The sequence below is a fragment of the Lysinibacillus sp. COL-1 genome, from assembly GCF_059814265.1.
Genome location: NZ_JCAWSJ010000004.1, coordinates 1,118,531 through 1,137,714, shown reverse-complemented (window position 1 = coordinate 1,137,714; position 19,184 = coordinate 1,118,531). Strand labels below are relative to the sequence as shown.

The following is a 19,184-nucleotide window of genomic DNA, read 5'->3' as shown; positions in this document are numbered from 1 at the left end:
GCCCATTACCAATTAAGGTAACAGGCATTTGTTTTATCGTTGTGAGATTATAATTTTTAATCCCTCAAAATCACCACTTGTCATCGTACCTTGATCAAACTTCTCGATCCACGATTTATCTATTTTCCCTTTATCTACTGCCTGTTTAAGGTAGTCACGTACAGCAGCTTTAGTTGTCTCGTTTGTGAATTTCATTGTGTCCTCATCCTTTTCTGTTGGTTTGTCTTCCACAATTGACGGTGTGGAAGGTACTGCTTTACCCAAATATGCTGCTAATTCTTTTGCAATAGCCCTACATATCTTTTCGAAATCACGTCGATAAATAGCAGTGTCCACAATTGAATTGACAAAGCAGACCTCGATTAAAATGGCTGGCTCATAAGTGCTAGCGAGAACACCTAAATCTTTACGCTGTTTTGCACCTCTATTTATTAATCCTCCACCTGTAGCACCTGATATAGCTTTAGAAATACTTGCTGCTAACGCTTGTTGGTCATAATAAAGTACCTCTGTACCAATCGGCTTTGAGCTATCCCCTCCTGAATTGAAATGTATAGAGACAATTAAACCGTCCTGATCCTTGTTATGTTGGCTAACCAGATAATTAATATTTTGACGTTGGTTTGTCGATGTGTTGTCCTCGTAATATGTGCACGGAACACTTGAAGCTTTTAAAATCTCATAAACGCGTTTAGCTACCTTACGAGCCTCTGTAACTTCATTTAAGATTCCTGTTGCGCCACTACCAGAATTAATCCAATGTCCTGGATGAATTTCTATTTCAACTGGTTTCATTTAAAATCATCCTTTCTTGGCACATCATAATTGAGCGCTCGCGAGCTGTCAGATGCACCTGCAGTTGTTGGATCGATAATAATACCAAGTAAACCTAAAATGCTTAATACAGTTTCAGAAACGGCTGTGATTTGTGCATTGTAAATCGTAATATCGACATTAAAAATGCCCGCTGTTTGATTAGCGAGCACTAGTAATAATGCGATTAATGACACCCAAAATTGCTTATGTTGAAGACGTACTTTCCAGTTAATTTTCATGTGTAATTCCCTCCATTTTATCTAAACGTTTATGTGCTTGTTTACTAGATTCCTCCACACGTATTACACGCTCTGATAACCCTGTAACACGCATTTCTTGTGCTTTAATATCAATCCGAATCGATTCTACCCCAGCGTTAATATTGTCTAATTTAGTGCGTATTACAGCTGAATCAGATGCATCATTTTTTACATCCTTGTCTCGATTACGGTTGTAAGTAAGCACCCCTATAAAAGCACCTAATACCGTACATAAAATTCCTATTAAAGCTACTGTTTGACTGTCCATGTCAACACCTCACAAATAAAAATAGCACTGCTCGGCACAGTGCATTGCTTAGGTCTTGTTGTATAAAAATAGCCCTCCACAATAATCTGTGGAAGGCATAGTAATTAATCTTCTTTAATTAATTCATATAGCGCATTATGTTCACATTTTAAAACTTCTATAGCTTCTAATATCCGTTTGTAATGCTCATTTTCTTCGATGGAATCATACCGACCTTCCAATTTTATATTATTGAGAATCCAAAATGAATCTTCTAAGAAATTGACGACTTGGTCAATTTCCATTTTTTCATTTTTTGTCATGTAATCACCTCATTTTGGCATAAAAAATAACGCTAGCTTATGCTGCGTCTACTTGTTTTCGTTATCGAGTAATGCTTGTACTGCTTCTCGCCATAATAATGGTACTTGATCAACTGTTCGCAAGTTCATTTTAATTAAATCCCAATATAGCTTAGCCATGATTATAAAACCCCCTGAGTTTGTAGTGTTTCTACCACTTCTGCAATAGCTAGTTGATTTTCTATTTTGTCTTGCTGTTGTGCCTCTGCTAATTCAGCTAACGCAAGTTTCAATTCTTTATTTTCAACTTTGAGTTCCTCATTTTCTTGTTGCAAAAGAAGTAGCTGATCAGATATAGGCGTTTCAAACTTTGGATATTCGAATAAAACCTGCCCTGTATTTAAATCAACCTTCCAACTATTTGCGATTTCAAAATCGTTGCGGTATTGACCATACGATAACTGGATGAAATCTACAGCCTCTGGATTCCTTGCAGAAAGTACATCAAACATAATAAAATCTTGTTCCTTTGTAGTCGCTACAGCACTTGCATTATTTTGCTCTGGAATTGTCAAAATGACCTCACCAGTGGTTCTATCGAAATATAATTTTGGTCCTATCATAATGAATCCTCCTTTAGTAATTTTTCTCAAAGACCCCCAGAGGTGGTGTGCCACCGAATGCCAACATGAACATCATGTTATTAACATATATCGTAGTACCAGTAGATCCATTTGTAATGTATAGTCTAAGGATATCACCTGGAGCGACAGTTGTATTTATTGTAAATAACGTTGCGGATGACGAATTGGTAGTGTAATTTGCCTGACCTATGGTCGTGCCATTTTTAGAAACATAAGCCATGACATTATCATTAAGATTGCCTCCAATTTTAGCTAAATCAAATATCAAAGTTACATTACCACTGAAATTTGGCTTTATGGTTTTTGCAAGTGTCCATGAGAATCCGCCATATTGTGATAGACCATATACACCGCCTACTATTGTAGTACCATGCGATGGTACTGGATATGTTGATGCATCACCCACAACACCAAAAATATTTGACCCCTTCTTAATGTTCGTAGGGATCAGGTTAGGGCTACCTTCCACATAACCCGTTCCGTCATGAACACCCGCCGTAATAGCTTTGTTCACCGTACTCGGTGTGATTATTTGTCGTCCTACTTCCACCTCGCTTTCACCCTGTAAGATAAAAGCCCCTGCATGATAACGAACTGTATATACTCCGTTAGCCTTTGCAATACTAAATGCGGTGCCATTAGCTTTCTTGATTGGGATAGCACCTAATCCGTTTATATTTAATGTCATTGCTGCGGTACTGTTGGAGGTGGCAGGGAATGAAACAGCCAAACCATTTTTATAACTTGTAATTTCAGAAACAGTAGCAGTTAATGCGTTTGCTGTACCTCCTACGGTTTCAATCCACTTTATATGCGAAAGTTCACCTATATGGTTAGCGAGCCCCTGCTCTAAACTCGCTATTCGAGATGCTAAATTACCAGCAACATCTCCATCTAAAATATCCTTTATTGAATCAAACCAGATTAAAAATTCTTGTTCTTGAGCATCTTGCCAAATGTCTAATTCACCAGCAATGCTGCCTTTTATATCATTGAACCACGCTTGATACTGATTAAATATTGTAGTGGTATCAACTTGATTGACTGTTCCATGTACGATGCCGCATAGTGCTGTATTTAATCGTTGGTCAGTAATATTAGCCTGTGTAATTTGAGTTGCACCATTATTAATCGAAACATCTGCAAGGGCTAGCTCATAAGCGTCTGCATCTCTTTGTAATGAAGGAGCTACAGGACTACTTGCAAATGTTCCTTTTTTGACTACAATTTCTATTTTTCGAGTCAAATGATTAAGACGCATGACAACTCTGTCAATACGCTTTAAAACACCATCTGCAACATCTAATGACAACACATGATCCCCATCACTATAAATAAAATAGCCGTCAATCCAGCCACTACCTGGTTTAACGACTACTTTCATATTCTGATATGCAGCTACTTGAAGATTTGAGGATGGATTAGGAAAAACACCATTACCTATAAAGGTAGCGAAATATTTCGCAAACCACCATGCGTTATATTTCCGATCACCGTTGACACTGTTAAAAATACCACTATATATCGTCATTACTTATTCACCTTCTTTTTTATCTTTTCGTAGATAGTTGGAATATTGCTGCCAAAGTTAATACTAAGTGTTATTCCTTCTTTATTGCTTGTTAAAGTGGCTGAAATAACACGTGGATGCAAAATGCGTTGTATCTCGTCATTTCGTACACTTACTCGATCACCAAGCTTATAATCAACGCTGTACGTAAATTGACTATACATATCTACTTCACTTTCAAATGTTTCGATGATTTGGTATTCAGACAATTTTTCATCTCCGCGCTTTTTAAGAGCCTCATTGTATTCAGCTGGTGTCATCGTTTTTTTATTGTCATTGTCATCTGTATATTCACTCTGCAAATCCCTCGCATCTACATATAATTCACGCCGGTTAAATCCACTTAAATTGTCATTAGTAACGACTTGCTTTCGTTCAACACCTTCACCTTCACCTGCTACAATAGCAGTTGTTCGGTAATCAACTTTATTATGAGTGTATTTTTGGTTAATGATATTGTCGAACTCTTTACTAAAAATGACATGTGGATTTACAACCTGTTGAGTACTTCGGTCGACACCTTGCCAAGTAACAACATCAAATTTCTTGTCTTGATGATTAAGCAATACATCAATACTCATCTCATGTTTGTTGCATATCTCAAGGACATGGCCAATCACTTCTCCACCTGTTTTTGTCGACTCATCATTAATGTTTATACCTTTGTTTGGTGCCAGTCTTAAATTTGGAATAATGCGATTAGGATTATCAGGAGTGATTGCATTCATCGAGACGAAATATTTGATTAGGTCCTCCACATTGCCCTTATGTCGTTGTTGAAAATCAATTGATCTCCAAGACAACATGTAATTAAGTGAATACGCATGAATTTCTATTTCTGTTTCTGACTTGTCCGTATAATCAAAATGCTCAATGATAAAGCCATAATTAACATCATCTTGTGTTGTTAAAATATTGTCATGCTTTAACAATTCAATGGCTTCTGGTGAGCTTGCAATGCGTAAAATAAGTTGACTTACCTTATCATAATTGCGTTCAATTTGCAGCTCTTTATATTCACTAATTTCTCCGATAAGCTCAATGTTTAAATTGAATACATAGAGTTCCTTCATAGTTATACACCTATCCTTTTCGGAGTGAATTCAATAGACACCTCTAGAAAGTCTAAGCCACTTGTTGCATCATATCGGAGTAAATTATCTCCGGGTTCCAATTGAAGAAACTTGGAAGTGCCAAAGTCAAAAGCATTAAAGATACTGGTCTTTACATTGTTTCTAATCAAGGTGATGGAACGCTTTCCTTTGTATGTGGAAACCTCAATTACATCACCAGCAAGCATTGTGTACTTTAGATTAAATGCTTCATACGTAGTTACATTAAGCAACTTTGGATTTACCACCTGTGACAGCGCCAAAAATCGTATAGACATGCCGGATGATTCACTGCCTTCATTCAACACATTCACAATCAAAGAAGGATTACGATACCCGATTTCAATACCTTCCTCTACAACTTCTAAAGGAAATTCTAAGTTTGATTCCCAAAGGGCTATATCTACTTTTCGCGATGCTGCCTCATAAATAAACGGATCACTTGATATAAATTGGAGTAATCCTGTAACCCATCTACTGTTATCATTTGCCCTACCCTGATAAAATAATGGTGCTGCATTTAAATTAGCATTTACATAAAACTGATCTCCTGAATTCGTAGAGAAATCAATACGCATTGGGTTAAATTTCGGATTACAAACACGGTAAATATCTTGCCTCTTTTCTTCGATCCACCAATGCTCTACATTCGTTTTTTTTATATAAAAAGGTACATCTACATCACGTGTGGAAAGAGTGGTCGATTGATAATGAGCTCCATCAGAAGTAGTCTCGGACATATTCACATTTGCACCTAATCCACTAATTGCAAAATCATCACGAATAAAAAAGTGACGACCAGAAACTATCGAGTCGCCACGATTATTAGTAATCGTCATATCTTTAATTAACAAGTCGTCACCTCCTAAAATGCAAACTGCATACGACGTAATGTACGCTCCATCTCGCGAGCTCCACTATCATTAGTGTGGATGACCACAGACGGTTTAAAGTGTTTAGAATTATCAACATTGCCCCTATTACCACTAGAAAGTGGTGCATTGTCCTCCACAGATGAAGCTAATCGTCTTGAAGCATCTGCAACTTTGTTCACCATGTCATCCATCCCTAACACTAATCCTTGGCCAATGTTTACACCAAAACCTCGCATTACTCTCGACGGACTGTGGATGTCTAGTGCTTGTTGAATGGTACTTGCAATCGAATTAGCAATTTGCTGTGCTTTTGAAATTAATGGTCCTTCCATGCTTGCTAGACCATTCAATAACCCTTGCCCGGCATCTACACCAATTTGTTGCAATGACGATAATTCGGTTGCTGTAGTGCTTGTGAGCTCTTTAATTTTGTAGCCCCATTCAGCTTTTAAGATATTTAGCTGTTTTATAGCCGCTTCACGCAAAGCCAGAATCTGCTTGTCAGTATCTTCCTTCATACCTGCCAATTCAGCTTCAGTTTGTTCTCTCGCTAATGCTGCTTTTTCTTGATACAGTGCACTATATTGAGTTAATTGTTCATCTGTAAGTTGATTAAGGGCCATTAGTTCTGGTAGAGCCTTAACCCCTAAGTCGCTTAATTCTGCTAATAAGTCAGCATCTATGTTTCGTGATGCAAGTTTTGCAAACTCATCTTGCCACTGTTTAAAACCGTCAACTTGTGATTGTAAATTGCTAAGTAACTCTGCTCCGCTATTTTTAATTTCAACCTTAAACTCATCGAACAATCCAGCGAATGACATCAAAGAAGATTGTCGCTTAGAAAATGCATCCTCATATGCTTTAGTCAGGTCATTTTCTTGTTTGATCAAATCATCATTGATCTTTTGCATTTGCCCTTGGTAGTCTTTGTTAATAGCAACAATCTCTTTATTAATCGTCTCAACAGCTTTTTGATATTCCTTTTGAGCTGTAATACGTTCTTTCGTGCCCTCCGCAAACAGTTCAATCGATTGTTCCCAAATGGCTGCTTCTTCGATTAAGGACATTTCCTCTAAGGATTTTTTATCAGCAATGAAATTTTTAATTACTTCTAAATATTCCTTCTCAGACTTTTCAACAAGTGCTTTGTACTTTTTATTGAAATCTTGGTCAGCTTTAAGCTTGTTATCCCTATAAGATGCCTCTAAAAGTGCAATGTCCTGTAGTTCTTTTTGAGTTAAAGCACGTTTCTTTTTGGCAGCATTGTTTCTGATCTTGTAGATTTTTTCTAAAGTCTTATCGTTTTTATCTTCATTTTTTCGATTAAATTCATCGATCAAATTTGTGTATTCTTTTTGATAGTTTTTAGATACGTTCAGAATACCATCACCAATATTAGACATGGCTTGATTGACCTTTGGACTGGACTCATTTAACCCAATCACTAGGCCTTCGCCCGTCCATAAACCAATTTGTTTGAATACACGCGATGGCGATTTGATACCCAAGACTCTCTTAGCAGTTGAAGTAATGCCATCAGCAATACCCTCAACTTTTTTCCATACAGCATCACCCATGCTGTCAATACCTTTAATCAAGCCATTCATGATGTCTTTACCGATTTGTTTCAAATTGACACCCTTTAAAAATGATGTGAAGTTGTCCATCATCTTTTGTCCAATTTGACCTAATTGGTCCCATGCTCCCTTCCAATCACCTTGGAGTAACTTTAGAGCAATTGATATAACACCGAGAATGGTATCCATTGCAGTACTAACAACCAATTTTATTGCTTCCCAAGCCAATTTAACTGTATTTGACAATAGTGGCCATACGAATTCAAATATTCCCTTAATAACACCCATTACCATTTCTATAGTTGATTTCACTTGTTCAAAGTGCAATTTCACTAAAGAAACAATAAATTGACCATTTTCATCCCAAAATTCTTTCAAAGTATCAAGTTGGTCTTTTACAAATTCAACAACACCGCTTAATTTTTCATCTACAACAGATTTAATAAATTCATATGCAGTTGAGGTAGCCTCTTTTAAGGCATCCATGACTTTGTTGTAATACTCTTCGATAGTGTTAAAAATTTCAGAGTGTTTATTTTTAAATACTTCCCATTTAGAAAGTATTTCGCCAGTTTCCCAGTTTACTTTTTCAACATGTTCCTCTGCTTGTTTTTGGGCAGTTTCTACAATTTTTTGATGTTGTTCTTCTGCCAAAAAGATTGTTTGATCTTTAGCTCTAGTAGCTTCGGCAATCATGCGATCAGCTTGTTCGGCATTAATTTGACCTGTTTCATCACGCATCTGGATGATTTGAGCCATCCTTTGGTTATATGTTTCTTCTGCCTCTTTGACGACTTCTTCTTTCTGCTTCACAGCATTTTTCACAACTTCGGCTGCTTGTTCAGCAGAGATAATTGAAGCATTCTCTTTCATTCGCTCCAAAATAACCTTCTGTTCAAGCTCGCTTTCAGAAAACGTTCGAACAGCATTTTCTTTCATCATTTGATTGTAATTATTGATGATTTCATGCTCACGTTCTGTCAGTTCACGTTTTTCATCTGCCGCTTTTTGAATAATGGCATTAACACGTTCATTCATGGCATTTTGTTCTTTTAGTTGCCATTCATTACGTCTTTGTGTATCAGCCATTATTTTCTGTTCTTCCTCGGAAGATAAAGCTGATGAAAACATAAAGAAATTTTGCAAATCAGATAGTTGTTCGGCATTTCTTTTTTTCATGCCCTCCACAATCTGCTTGTTCATCTCATCAAATTTCGAGGTAATTTCTTTAGACATTTCTGAAGTAACCTCTGTGGAAGACACATACATATTTGTTACTGATTTTGCAGCACCGTCACTTAAATCAAAAAATCCTTCAAGTGCTTGCTTTGTAGCTTTTGAGACACCCTGTCCAAACATGTCAACTTTCTCTATTGCTGGGTTCATCGCCTCTTGCATAGTCTTAATTGCACCTACAGCTAGTACAACTGGAGGAGAAATAGCTGCAAATGCAGCTAGGAGTTGTGGATTTTTCTCAACGATTGTGTCCCAGTTTTTATAGAGAGCAACACCACCTGCAGTCAATGCAGCAATACCACCAACAGCCAATCCAACAGGACCTGTTATTAAAGCTAATGATGCACCAAATGCCGTTGTTGCTCCGCCAGCAGCGCCTATAGCAACGGACAGCCCACCGACTGCACTGACAATTGTGCCGATACTTGAAATTAAAGCTCCACCAACAACGAGTACAGGACCAATAGCTGCAGCTAATCCACCAAGTATAAGAATGGTCTTTTGAGTTTTTTCAGATAAACTAGCAAACTTCTCAATCCATGGTTCAACTAATTCAACCATTTTTAATACAAAAGGAATTAGTATATTACCAAGGGTAATACCTAAGTCGACTAGTTTATTTTTCAGGATAATTAATTGCGATTCAGTTGTTTTGTATCGTTGTTCAGCTTCATTTGCTAGGGCTACATTTTCGCCCCATGCTTTATTGGCAATATCGATTGAGCTTGCGAATAGTTCGTTAGCATTCCCAGCACGTAGTAATGAGTCTCGTAATAAGATTTCTGTGATACCCATTTCTTGAAGCATATTGATGGCTGATTCGCCCGCTTGCTCTGCATTACCCAAGCCATTTACAAATGCCCCAATAGCACCTACTGCATCCTTTTCAAACATTTCTTTAAATTGTTTACTAGTCAAACCAGCAACTTTCGCGAAGTTTTCTAGATCAAGCCCCGCATTAACGATGTTTTTCATTTCTTTGTTGGTCATGCCAAGACTATCTGCCAAACTAGTAAAATCCATGCTGTTATTAGCCGCAAGCATTTGCAACTCACGTAAAGACATGCCTGTTTTTCTTGATAGTTCTTCTGTTTTGCCAAGCCCTGTAGTTGCCGCTACTTGCATACGTACCATTACACGAGATAGTGCAGAACCACCCATTTCTGCTTGGATACCCACAGAGGACAGTGCAGTAGCAAGACCTAGAATATCAGCTTCGGACATACCAATTTGCGCTCCAGCTCCTGCTAGACGTAATGACATTTCTATAATCTCGGATTCTGTTGTCGCAAAGTTATTTCCTAATCCAACAACTGTAGACCCTAGTCTGTCAAAGTCTTGTTGAGACATCTTTGTGATATTTGCAAACCGTGCAAGAGCAGTCGCTGCTTCATCCGCTGACATATTAGTCGCTACACCCATATCAGTCATTGTTCGTGTGAAGCCTAAAATAGCTTCGTTTTTAATGCCGAGTTGCCCAGCGGCCTCGGCTACCTTAGCAATCTCAGTAGCAGCTGCTGGAATCTCTTTTGACATGTTTCGGATTTCATCAGAGAAGAATTGGAATTCTGATTCAGTTGCATCCACAGTTTTTCGAACACCTGCAAAGGCAGATTCAAAGTCCACAGCTGCTTTAAATGCCCCAACACCCATTGCCGCAATCGGTGCTGTAACATACATTGATAATTTCTTACCAACGTTCATCATTCCATCGCCTACAGCAGATAATTTGCTACCCACTTCTTGCATGCGTTGGCCGACTTGTGTCCACTGAGATGACTGTATACGTAATTGATTTGTAACCTCTGCTAATTCACGTTCTAGGCGATTGTATTGAGTTTGTGCTTGGTTAACCGCATTAGCTTGCCTTTCAATTTGAGCTGACGATGCGGTACCACTAGCTACTAACTCATTATATCTACGTCGTTGTTCTTGCAACTTGATTGATGCAGCATCAAATGAACGAGATAAAACATTTTGCTTTTGAGAAAGTCCAGTCAATGAATTTTCATATTGTGAGCCTCTTGCTCTAATAGCCTGTAATTCACTTCCCATCGCTCTCATGTTTCGGTTTACCTGTGCTACAGTACCATTGAAATTCGCCGCATTTAAACTAAGACTGACTTCTAAACTTCCTATGCTTGCCATATATTCTCACCGCCTTTTTTTGGCAAAAATAAAAATCACAGCCAATCAATGTCGTCGGCTGTGACTTCCTCTATTTCCTCATCATCTTCATTTGATAGTTCAAACCAGAAATGTATATCCATTTCATCAATTTCATGGAGTTTGTATCCTGCTTTTAATAGCTCACGATAAAACTTTTTAATATTTTGATAGGCTGTTAGGCCACTTACTTTCCCTCAGTTGTTGGAGACGTCGTTGTTAGCCCACCCATGTTAAGCACATTGTTAAATACTCGCATAATCTCATCTTGGAAATTACCTCCTTCTAGCCCATCCCATAAGTCATCCACAGTGAATTGGTTATCAAAAACATTAACTACAAAGCCCATCATTTCATCAAATGTTGCTACTGTAATTCCATCGCCTTCTTTGCTCATTTCTTCATTCATCTTTAGAGCATTTCTGAAAACACGTGCCTTTACAAAGTCATTTGTAAATGTTTTTTCTTGTCCATCGATTCGTAATTTAATTTGCATTTTTCATCCATCCTTTTCGTTAGTCACTTTAATTTAGTTAAAAGAAAAGAAGCCCTATAAAAGGACTTCTGTTTAAGGTGTTGGTACTGTTGGTTCAGTAGGTTTTGTTACAGTAGAGAAGAACGTTTCAGGAGTATCTGTTACACCCGAATCACGTGTATCTACTGTATGTTTGATGATGCCATCAATTAAAGGTAAAGCTTCACCTGCGAATGGGTATACTTTGTAGTTTGTTTCACCTTTTTTACGAGTAGCGTTGGATTCCTCACCGGGTTTTAATTTCGCTTTGTAGAACCACACAAGTTTAGATCCTGATTCAAAGCCAATCGCAATAGCATTTGGTGAATCATTTGAGTTGGTGATAATACCACCTTCTGCTGATTTCTTGTGACCATACCAATCTACTAGAACTTCTGTTGGTAAATCTGCTGTTTCACCTGCAATTGTAATGGAATCCATTTGTGCTTCTTGGTCCACCACGCGATCACCTGCATCTAAAAATGCTTCGGAGAAGTTAGGTGTAAGAGTTAAAGAGATTGGCATTGTTAATGTTTTAACATCACCCCATGTTTCTGTTTGTTCATCTGTCATTAATGCATAATGGATACGTTTCAAACTAATTTTTTGTGGTTTTTCATTTACCGTTGTAGCTGCCATTTTCATGACCTCCTAATATGTTTAATATTCATCAAAAAAGACGAATCGCAACACTTTGTTAAAGTGAGAATCGCCTTCTTGTTTTGGTGCATCATATTCAAATGTTCGTTCATAGCCTGCCGACTCCATTAATCGCTTGATGTCCTCCACAAGTTGATAGTAATTGGATTTTGACCATACATTGACTTGGATAAGTCGTTCAGTCTCGTATTCCTGATCTGATGCTTCAAGTGCTGGCTTTGCATTGATTTCTAAGAATGTAATGTATTGATTTGGGATAGTTGAGCCGGTTGGAACACTGTTAAAAAATACATCTAAATTAAGTGGTGCCAAAATACTTGTAATATGTGCAGAAATATCTATCATAGATTTTTCGCTTTCTTTATCTCATCAGCAATAGCATTTAATGCACCCGGTTTGCTTAATTCAAAACCTCGTGTAAAGAATGGATTTGGTGCAATTGGTCCCCATGTGACTTTCTGGCGTTTACCCTTTTTCGTAACATATTTACTTCCAGCACTTCGCCCACCTTCTAAGATATGTCCGTGGTAGGCTTTAGCTGTGTGCACTTTGGCTTCCCCATCTTTTGCTCGTTTTATTTTAATGTTATTTTTCAATTTATTTTTCTTATTTTTGGATTTTCCAACTGGAACTTCTTTCTCAACAGCTTCTTTGACTACTTTTGCTCCTGCATTAAGTGCTTTATTTTCTTCATCCTCTTCTAATGGCAAATTCATTAGATTTTGCATCAAAACGTCCATACCTTGTATTTCAAAATTCATCTAAACCACCTCTTTTAAAAAGATTGTGAGCCACTGATTATCACCATTGTCATTGATTGGTGGTGCATCCATTTCGTATGTTTTGTCAGCAATTTCAACACGCATTTTTTCGTGTATATCACTCCGATAGCGAATACCAATAACACATTTTCCTTGCCATTGCGTAGCTTCTGAACTAAATAATTTATAACCTTTTGCAGTCTTCAATTCCGCCCATACGGTTTCATGTTTAGTCCAATCTTCACTTGGCCATCCATTAGTTATGGTACCTGGTGGATTTAAGAAAGTAGCGCGCTTGTTCATACGTCCTACGTTATTATTGTTGCGATGGTTCATCAGGATTCACCCACTTTAGCTGTAATATCATCGACTGTAAGCCATATGGGATAGGCTGTTGGGCTGTTTTAATTGTGGAAGGCGTAATAGCTATACGATTCTCGTAAAAATGCGTAGCAAGCGTCATAATAGCTAAACGATGTAAGGCAAAAACCTCTTTGTCCTCCACAATCAAATAATAATCTTCTGGCTGTTTCACCCCTGCATTCTCCAAATAAAAAATGGATGATTGCAGAATAGTAGAAAGGGAACGATCCTCATCATTCCCATCAATACGCAAATATTCTTTAAGCTCATCCAGTAATGGCATTAAGCATCACTCTTTTCATCTGTGGAAGGTAGTTTAGGCGCTTGCTTTGTAGGAGCTTTCTTAGGCTCTTCAACAGCTTTTAGGAACGCTACGCCATATTCTTTATGGACTTCCGTCAAAGCCTCTGCGCGTGCTTTAACAAGCTTTTTACCATCGGCTGGATAAGTATCTCCTACTTCGTAAACATGGCCTGCATGGTTGTTTTCTTGAAAACGATTAATTACTTTGTACTGGCTCATTTGATTCACCTTCTTTCTACAAACTAAGAATTTCTAATTCTATTAATCTCCAGGAGCTGGAACTACATCTGCAATACGGAAAGCAGATGCTAATTTGATTCGGTGGTCAAAGTAAGCTGTAACAACAAATTGCTCAATACCTGTTTTAATATCTTTATCGCGTTCGAAAGTTTCACCAATATCATAGTTAAAGTGTGAGTATGATAGATCACCAATGATTGGTTTTGTGGCTGCATCTGCAAAAATAACAGGTTTACCTAATACTTGTTCAGGTTGTGCAGTGTATAGTGTAGCATTCCCATTCGCTAATTTTTCAATGATGTCAGAGTAATCAGCGTATGACATAATAATTTGTGCGTTTTCACGGTAATCTTCATGTAAATCAGCAATAGCTTTACGAATAGCTGTGTAAGTATCTGCACCAGTCACTTTAATAATGCCGTTTTCTGCAGAATAGAAGCTCATGTGTTCTTCGCCACTTTTTGGTGTTGTTGTAAATGCCACTTTCTTTTCCTTTGCAGCTACACCGGATTTAAGTGCATTTTCCACATGTCCAACTAAATCTGCATCTGAACCATTAATTACTGTTTCAGAAACCCCTGCAAATACTTTGAACTTGTTACGTGTGAATGCTACTGTATCACCTTTTGCTTTTAATTCTTTCGCAGTAGCCATATCAGCGATGAAGTCATCGTCATCTAATGTGAAAGATAGACGTGGCAATTCTAGATTCGTAATTTGTGTTACTGCAGAATTTCCACGCAATGGATTTTTAGCTAACGGTGCTAAGATGACATCTTGTGAAACAGTTTTAGGTAAGAATTTACCACCACCAGAAGCTACATCATCGCCAAGTGCTGCGCGAATATCTGCATCAATCGCTTTTCCACGCATAGTAGAACGGACTAATGATGCTTTGGCAGCAATAACCTTTTGTTGTGGGTTATCGATGGGATTTACACCTTTGTTAGCATCAATTTTAGCTTTAACTTCTTTATCTACTTGATCGTGTTGTTGCTTAATTACATCAAAGCGTAATTGTAAATCATCACGTGACTTTTGAGCGGCTTTAATATCTTCTGGATTTGATGTTGGATCAGAAGCCTTTGCAGTAACTTCGCCTTCTGCTTTTTTTAATTGTTGGCCAATCATCATCAGTGATTGCTTTAATTCGTAAAGATTTTGGTCACCTGAGAACATTTGAATGTTCAGTGGCATTAACATTTTCATAGAGTTTTTGTTTTCTAAAGAAATTAAAAGTTTTTTCGTTTGAGTTTTCATATAAAATTTCCTCCCAGTAATTAAAGAATAGTTTCTAAATAAGTTAGATTCGCCTTTGAATCTGCAATAATTTTTTCACGTAAAGCCTTTTCTTCAGCAGACATTACAGATTTACAATTAGATTGTTGGAGTAATTGTTGAGGAACATTGATGTAACGTTTCTTCGCCTTTTCACTAACACTTGCAACCATTTCATTTGCTTCTTCCACAACATCGCACAAGCCATGCTCAAACGCTTTTTCAGCTGAAAGCCAAGTTTCATTATCTAGAAGTTCTTTCAAAGTAGTATCTTCCAACTTATCTCCAGCTTTATCTTTATAAGCAATCATCGCGGACTGATTGATACGGTCTAAATCATCTGCTGCTTTACGTAATTTTTCTGCATTCCCTACTGCATAACTCCATGCATTGTGTACCATAAGCATAGAGTTAGACGGCATCCTAATTTCATCACCTGCCATTGCAATTACAGAAGCAATGGAAGCAGCTAATGCATCTATGTGAACAATAATTCTAGCTTCATGACGCTTTAACATGTTGTAGATTGTTACACCTTCGAACACGCTACCACCATCACTGTTGATGTAAAGGTGAATCGTTTCAACATCACCTAATTTATCAAGTTCATTTTTAAAAGTTACAGACGATACTTCTCCATATTCTTCCCATGCCCATTTTGTAATCTCGCCATAAATAAAAACGTCAGCAGATTTACCATCAACGGACGCCTTCATTTGAAAAAAACTTTGTAATTGTTTTTTAGTCACTTTTCCCACCTCCTTCCACAGTTGATGCAGCAGTAGAGGACTTCCGCAATACAGGATCCATTTCTTGTGGATATAAGTCTCCAGAAATCCAAAGCACATTTGCCTTGCCACCCATTGGTGCCAAATCTTCTAGCATACGGACTTCATCAGGCTTCATAGCTCCACTTCGTAACATCGCTTGATAGAAATTTGTACGTGCTGTTGTATCGCCTCGTAAAAGGCCACCAAGGTTAAATTTGAAGTACATACCTTGCTTTCGATCAGCTTTTGTAAGTAATTTCCGATTAAATTCATGTTCATATTGGCGTACAATCGGCAAAAGAGTCATGTTTACAAACTGAATCATTAATTGTTCGTTTGAAGCCATTGTGCCACCTTCCACATCATTCAAGAAGGATACAGGTACATTAAAAACATTGGCCACCCTTGAACGCGTAATTCGCTCTGATGCCAATGTATCGGATGCAAAGTATTGTTTTTTCATTTCAGTGATTTCAACACCTGGTTCTTGCATTAAAATGCCACCATTTTCTTGATAAAACCGTCTAAAATCTGCTATTACAGCAGCTCTTTTATCTTTATCCAAGTTAGCAGCGTATTTCAAAATGAATGATTCTTTTTTCTCCATCTCAGATAAACTGAACTCCTGAACTGCCTTATCGTATTTGATGGTATTGGCCAATACTTTTAATGGTGAAAGGCCTCTCCATCTTGAAGGGCCACGAATGTGTTTAACGTGAATCATGTCACTGTTATGAACATACATATTTTTGGATTCTCCACGTACCTCATACCATAATGAACCATCTTCACGATCAATAAATTCCGTAACACAATTGGGATCTAAAGGTAATATGTCGGATGGTTGCATTCTTATATCTCGTAAGATAACTGCATATCCGTTTCCGGTTTCGTTTCGACTTACCTCTAATGAATTCAACAAATCATAGCTACTCATATTTTGATTAGGTTCATTTATGAGCACATCTGAAACATCATTTTGAATAACATCATAGTGCTGATGCAGTTTTACGGGCAGTGCTGACATAGTGTTGGCCAATCGACTGATAACACTAAAAATCGTTTCATTAGTTGCTAACTGGCTGTTATCGATACCCCAAAAGGTTCGACCAAACCAATTGCTAAAATCCCATGTTGAACCCTTCCATCCTGTACTAGCTCCAGCGTATGCCATGTATGCAGAAGTTTTAATTCGTTGCCATAGTTTCAATTTCTCACCTCCTTCTTATAAATCATGAATAGAAATAAAGCTGATATTGCCTTCTCCACTTTCATTTGTTGAAAATCTTGCTTGTACAAATGCTGTAATTACTGCTGCAATAGGATCGATTCGTTCTCTGGACTTTGATTTTGATAGTTTAATACTTTCATTGGCTGCCATTTCAGCAATAGCATTCCCGACAGCCCAAGCAAGTACTTTATCACCAACATGTGTGATTCTTTTTTGCTGTTCATTGTTCTGATATACATAATCTCTGAACTCTTTTGTTGGCTCAGATAATGTAGGGAATCCTTGTCGGACCTCCACAATAGTTAACCCATAGTTAGCCATATTTTGAGCAAACTGCGTGGCACCATATGGATCATAACAAAATAGAATTACATTCAATTCATTGTTATTGATGAAATCCAAAATCCATTGTTCTACAAAGCTATAATCAACTACAGCGCCAGGTGTGACATCCATCCATCCTTCTTCAATCCACACATCATATGGCACCTTATCTTTAGCTCTCCGCTCTGCTAAAGCATCTTCAGGCATAAATGAGTGTTGTCCGACATGGTAGCCATAATCCGTAGGGAAAACATAACCTACTGAAGTTAAGTCAATCTTCTTAGATAAATCGACTCCTATATAAACATCACGGCCACTAACCTCAAAGGCTTCAATTTGTCCTGCTTTCCACTTATTAGCTGGAATGTAGCCCCCTTCTTTCATGTCCACCCATATATTCATAGTCTTTGTTAAGAACGACCTCATTTTTTCAGGAACATCAAGCGCTGTTTTTAAATCTGATCGAATGGATGCTAAACCTTCTTCATAAGTAGCTACTATAGGGTTTGCTTTAATCCAATTACTTTCATCCTTTATGTCATCCCCTGGATCAAGCTCGCAAATGATACCGAAATAATCATCGTTCTCTGTATCATCATCAGGATTTAATATGCGTGAAACATATTCGTATTCAACGAAACATGGCCGACTTAAATCGAATCCTGCTGTGGTAATAACAAACATCAATGGCTCTTTACGAGCAACCATTCCTGATTGTAATACATCATAAATCTCAGATGTTAAGTGATTGTGATACTCATCCACAATACCGACAGAAGGGTTTTTACCATCACCTGTTTTTCGTGTTTCACGAGATAACGGAACAATAACTGAACCATTTTTAAACACTTCAATTTTCCCGTATGCTTCTTTCCACTTACCGTCCAATAATTCACTTGAATTAATACCGTCTTTGACAGCGATATAAACTTCATCCGATTGTTCCTTTTGCCATCCAGCTATATACATACGTTGCTTTTCGTTTCCTAAAAATGCAATGTATGAACCTACTATTGCAAGGAATTGAGATTTTGCATTTTTACGGGCAAGTTGAATATACACTTTACGGAAACGACGTGCGCCGTTGCGCTTCTTTTTGAAACAAAAAATATTTATTGAAATAAACAATTGGAAATCAGTAAGTTCTACTTTTTGTTCAGCAAGTACACCTTCCACATGCTCAAACTCATTTGCCCACCAATAGAAATCCTCGGCTACTTCTTCATCAAAATAAAAAGGACTGTCATCGTTTTGACAATCCTTATAATCTTTTATAAAGCGTTGAACCGCCCATTTATGTTTAATACTAGCCTTAATTTCTCCACTTAGAATATCATCACAGTAGTTAAAAACCCGTTCTAAAACCCAATTCATAACCTATCACCGAAACGCTTTTGCGCCTCGCTTTTGCCTTCCACAGTTGAAGGGGAAGGAATGACTAATTTCAAACGAGATGTAATAGTAAGCCCAAGATCAGCAGCTGCAGAACGACATTCATTAAACAATGTATTTTTGGTTCGTTGCAACTTTGGATAATCCTCATTAGCAATCGTAATTTTTTTGCCGTTTTCTTGCTCAACTGTCTCTGTTGGTTTAATTTTTCGTATGTCTTTCACCAGTTGTAAGTACTGATGCTTCGAGTCCAGATACCTCGCTAAAGAATCAACATCAAGCTCGCTAAAAATTTCAAGCGCTACAAGCTTTTCAGCAATCTCTGCAAATTCCTTCTTTTGTGCTGCTGTTAAATACGATGGAATTTCAATGTTTTCAGAGGGTCCACGCATCTTTTCTTCATGTTTTTGACGCTTTTTTATATCATCCTTGGTTAAATGTTTAGAACGTCCATTCCCTAGAATCACTTGCAATGGCTGCTTATTTCGACCTGCCATACTATCACCTCACTTTCATTTTCCTTAGCTTTCCAGAAAAAATATT

Annotated in this window: 22 protein-coding genes; all 22 read right to left on the bottom strand. The window is 37.6% G+C overall.

The window, feature by feature from the left end:
- Nucleotides 1–33: 33 nt before the first annotated feature.
- Nucleotides 34–795 (bottom strand): N-acetylmuramoyl-L-alanine amidase, encoded by a 762-nt coding sequence (locus AC6BKE_RS13865; RefSeq protein WP_499856969.1) that lies wholly within the window; start codon nucleotides 793–795, stop codon nucleotides 34–36.
- Nucleotides 792–1,055 (bottom strand): phage holin, encoded by a 264-nt coding sequence (locus tag AC6BKE_RS13860; RefSeq protein ID WP_499856967.1) that lies wholly within the window; start codon nucleotides 1,053–1,055, stop codon nucleotides 792–794. Before AC6BKE_RS13860 ends, AC6BKE_RS13865 begins: the two co-directional genes overlap by 4 nt.
- The gene (locus AC6BKE_RS13855) at nucleotides 1,045–1,344 is read right to left on the bottom strand and encodes a hypothetical protein (RefSeq protein ID WP_237497350.1); all 300 of its coding nucleotides are present in this window, start codon (nucleotides 1,342–1,344) and stop codon (nucleotides 1,045–1,047) included. Before AC6BKE_RS13855 ends, AC6BKE_RS13860 begins: the two co-directional genes overlap by 11 nt.
- A 104-nt stretch (nucleotides 1,345–1,448) precedes the next feature.
- On the bottom strand, nucleotides 1,449–1,646 hold the full coding sequence (locus tag AC6BKE_RS13850; protein WP_499856966.1) for a hypothetical protein: 198 nt from the start codon (nucleotides 1,644–1,646) through the stop codon (nucleotides 1,449–1,451).
- 48 nt (nucleotides 1,647–1,694) lie between these two features.
- Entirely contained in the window at nucleotides 1,695–1,805 is a 111-nt protein-coding gene (locus tag AC6BKE_RS13845; RefSeq protein ID WP_008174510.1) for a CD1375 family protein, read from the bottom strand.
- A gap of 2 nt (nucleotides 1,806–1,807) precedes the next feature.
- On the bottom strand, nucleotides 1,808–2,248 hold the full coding sequence (locus AC6BKE_RS13840) for a hypothetical protein (RefSeq protein ID WP_499856965.1): 441 nt from the start codon (nucleotides 2,246–2,248) through the stop codon (nucleotides 1,808–1,810).
- A 13-nt stretch (nucleotides 2,249–2,261) separates the two neighbouring features.
- Entirely contained in the window at nucleotides 2,262–3,800 is a 1,539-nt protein-coding gene (locus AC6BKE_RS13835; protein WP_499856963.1) for a hypothetical protein, read from the bottom strand.
- On the bottom strand, nucleotides 3,800–4,912 hold the full coding sequence (locus AC6BKE_RS13830; RefSeq protein ID WP_499856962.1) for a siphovirus ReqiPepy6 Gp37-like family protein: 1,113 nt from the start codon (nucleotides 4,910–4,912) through the stop codon (nucleotides 3,800–3,802). The genes AC6BKE_RS13835 and AC6BKE_RS13830 overlap by 1 nt, the downstream gene beginning before the upstream one ends.
- Nucleotides 4,913–4,914: 2 nt before the next feature.
- Nucleotides 4,915–5,805: a phage tail domain-containing protein gene (locus AC6BKE_RS13825; RefSeq protein ID WP_499856961.1), complete on the bottom strand. Its 891-nt coding sequence runs from the start codon at nucleotides 5,803–5,805 to the stop codon at nucleotides 4,915–4,917.
- Nucleotides 5,806–5,816: 11 nt separating this feature from the next.
- Nucleotides 5,817–10,787, bottom strand: coding sequence for a phage tail tape measure protein (locus tag AC6BKE_RS13820; RefSeq protein ID WP_499856960.1), 4,971 nt, complete (start codon nucleotides 10,785–10,787; stop codon nucleotides 5,817–5,819).
- 205 nt (nucleotides 10,788–10,992) lie between these two features.
- The gene (gpG, locus tag AC6BKE_RS13815; RefSeq protein ID WP_499856959.1) at nucleotides 10,993–11,301 is read right to left on the bottom strand and encodes a phage tail assembly chaperone G; all 309 of its coding nucleotides are present in this window, start codon (nucleotides 11,299–11,301) and stop codon (nucleotides 10,993–10,995) included.
- A gap of 72 nt (nucleotides 11,302–11,373) precedes the next feature.
- Nucleotides 11,374–11,958, bottom strand: coding sequence for a major tail protein (locus AC6BKE_RS13810; protein WP_499856957.1), 585 nt, complete (start codon nucleotides 11,956–11,958; stop codon nucleotides 11,374–11,376).
- Between the two features lie 21 nt (nucleotides 11,959–11,979).
- The gene (locus AC6BKE_RS13805; RefSeq protein WP_499856955.1) at nucleotides 11,980–12,324 is read right to left on the bottom strand and encodes a hypothetical protein; all 345 of its coding nucleotides are present in this window, start codon (nucleotides 12,322–12,324) and stop codon (nucleotides 11,980–11,982) included.
- The gene (locus AC6BKE_RS13800) at nucleotides 12,321–12,740 is read right to left on the bottom strand and encodes an HK97-gp10 family putative phage morphogenesis protein (protein WP_499856954.1); all 420 of its coding nucleotides are present in this window, start codon (nucleotides 12,738–12,740) and stop codon (nucleotides 12,321–12,323) included. The genes AC6BKE_RS13805 and AC6BKE_RS13800 overlap by 4 nt, the downstream gene beginning before the upstream one ends.
- Nucleotides 12,741–13,076, bottom strand: a complete 336-nt coding sequence (locus AC6BKE_RS13795) for a phage head closure protein (RefSeq protein ID WP_499856952.1) — start codon at nucleotides 13,074–13,076, stop codon at nucleotides 12,741–12,743. It lies immediately after the preceding gene.
- Nucleotides 13,057–13,386 carry a head-tail connector protein gene (locus AC6BKE_RS13790; protein WP_499856950.1) on the bottom strand — a complete coding sequence of 110 codons (330 nt, stop codon included), beginning with the start codon at nucleotides 13,384–13,386 and terminating at the stop codon, nucleotides 13,057–13,059. The genes AC6BKE_RS13795 and AC6BKE_RS13790 overlap by 20 nt, the downstream gene beginning before the upstream one ends.
- Nucleotides 13,386–13,625 (bottom strand): hypothetical protein, encoded by a 240-nt coding sequence (locus tag AC6BKE_RS13785; RefSeq protein WP_499856948.1) that lies wholly within the window; start codon nucleotides 13,623–13,625, stop codon nucleotides 13,386–13,388. The genes AC6BKE_RS13790 and AC6BKE_RS13785 overlap by 1 nt, the downstream gene beginning before the upstream one ends.
- A gap of 42 nt (nucleotides 13,626–13,667) precedes the next feature.
- Entirely contained in the window at nucleotides 13,668–14,855 is a 1,188-nt protein-coding gene (locus tag AC6BKE_RS13780; RefSeq protein WP_499858308.1) for a phage major capsid protein, read from the bottom strand.
- Between the two features lie 71 nt (nucleotides 14,856–14,926).
- Entirely contained in the window at nucleotides 14,927–15,673 is a 747-nt protein-coding gene (locus tag AC6BKE_RS13775) for a head maturation protease, ClpP-related (protein WP_445668843.1), read from the bottom strand.
- A complete protein-coding gene (locus tag AC6BKE_RS13770) occupies nucleotides 15,666–16,904 on the bottom strand; it encodes a phage portal protein (RefSeq protein ID WP_499856946.1) in 1,239 nt (412 codons plus the stop codon). The genes AC6BKE_RS13775 and AC6BKE_RS13770 overlap by 8 nt, the downstream gene beginning before the upstream one ends.
- Before the next feature lie 15 nt (nucleotides 16,905–16,919).
- On the bottom strand, nucleotides 16,920–18,623 hold the full coding sequence (locus AC6BKE_RS13765; protein ID WP_499856945.1) for a terminase large subunit: 1,704 nt from the start codon (nucleotides 18,621–18,623) through the stop codon (nucleotides 16,920–16,922).
- The gene (locus AC6BKE_RS13760) at nucleotides 18,620–19,138 is read right to left on the bottom strand and encodes a phage terminase small subunit P27 family (RefSeq protein WP_499856943.1); all 519 of its coding nucleotides are present in this window, start codon (nucleotides 19,136–19,138) and stop codon (nucleotides 18,620–18,622) included. Before AC6BKE_RS13760 ends, AC6BKE_RS13765 begins: the two co-directional genes overlap by 4 nt.
- Between the last annotated feature and the right edge of the window lie 46 nt (nucleotides 19,139–19,184).

Bases quoted from the DNA above. Each gene is read 5' to 3' on its own strand.
- AC6BKE_RS13785 (WP_499856948.1), bottom strand. From the start codon at position 13,625: ATGAGCCAGTACAAAGTAATTAATCGTTTTCAAGAAAACAACCATGCA.
- AC6BKE_RS13820 (WP_499856960.1), bottom strand. From the start codon at position 10,787: ATGGCAAGCATAGGAAGTTTAGAAGTCAGTCTTAGTTTAAATGCGGCG.
- AC6BKE_RS13845 (WP_008174510.1), bottom strand. From the start codon at position 1,805: ATGGCTAAGCTATATTGGGATTTAATTAAAATGAACTTGCGAACAGTT.
- AC6BKE_RS13780 (WP_499858308.1), bottom strand. From the start codon at position 14,855: ATGAAAATGTTAATGCCACTGAACATTCAAATGTTCTCAGGTGACCAA.
- AC6BKE_RS13790 (WP_499856950.1), bottom strand. From the start codon at position 13,386: ATGCCATTACTGGATGAGCTTAAAGAATATTTGCGTATTGATGGGAAT.
- AC6BKE_RS13835 (WP_499856963.1), bottom strand. From the start codon at position 3,800: ATGACGATATATAGTGGTATTTTTAACAGTGTCAACGGTGATCGGAAA.
- AC6BKE_RS13800 (WP_499856954.1), bottom strand. From the start codon at position 12,740: ATGAATTTTGAAATACAAGGTATGGACGTTTTGATGCAAAATCTAATG.
- AC6BKE_RS13855 (WP_237497350.1), bottom strand. From the start codon at position 1,344: ATGGACAGTCAAACAGTAGCTTTAATAGGAATTTTATGTACGGTATTA.
- AC6BKE_RS13795 (WP_499856952.1), bottom strand. From the start codon at position 13,076: ATGAACCATCGCAACAATAATAACGTAGGACGTATGAACAAGCGCGCT.
- gpG (WP_499856959.1), bottom strand. From the start codon at position 11,301: ATGCAAATTAAATTACGAATCGATGGACAAGAAAAAACATTTACAAAT.
- AC6BKE_RS13830 (WP_499856962.1), bottom strand. From the start codon at position 4,912: ATGAAGGAACTCTATGTATTCAATTTAAACATTGAGCTTATCGGAGAA.
- AC6BKE_RS13760 (WP_499856943.1), bottom strand. From the start codon at position 19,138: ATGGCAGGTCGAAATAAGCAGCCATTGCAAGTGATTCTAGGGAATGGA.
- AC6BKE_RS13810 (WP_499856957.1), bottom strand. From the start codon at position 11,958: ATGGCAGCTACAACGGTAAATGAAAAACCACAAAAAATTAGTTTGAAA.
- AC6BKE_RS13805 (WP_499856955.1), bottom strand. From the start codon at position 12,324: ATGATAGATATTTCTGCACATATTACAAGTATTTTGGCACCACTTAAT.
- AC6BKE_RS13865 (WP_499856969.1), bottom strand. From the start codon at position 795: ATGAAACCAGTTGAAATAGAAATTCATCCAGGACATTGGATTAATTCT.
- AC6BKE_RS13840 (WP_499856965.1), bottom strand. From the start codon at position 2,248: ATGATAGGACCAAAATTATATTTCGATAGAACCACTGGTGAGGTCATT.
- AC6BKE_RS13765 (WP_499856945.1), bottom strand. From the start codon at position 18,623: ATGAATTGGGTTTTAGAACGGGTTTTTAACTACTGTGATGATATTCTA.
- AC6BKE_RS13850 (WP_499856966.1), bottom strand. From the start codon at position 1,646: ATGACAAAAAATGAAAAAATGGAAATTGACCAAGTCGTCAATTTCTTA.
- AC6BKE_RS13860 (WP_499856967.1), bottom strand. From the start codon at position 1,055: ATGAAAATTAACTGGAAAGTACGTCTTCAACATAAGCAATTTTGGGTG.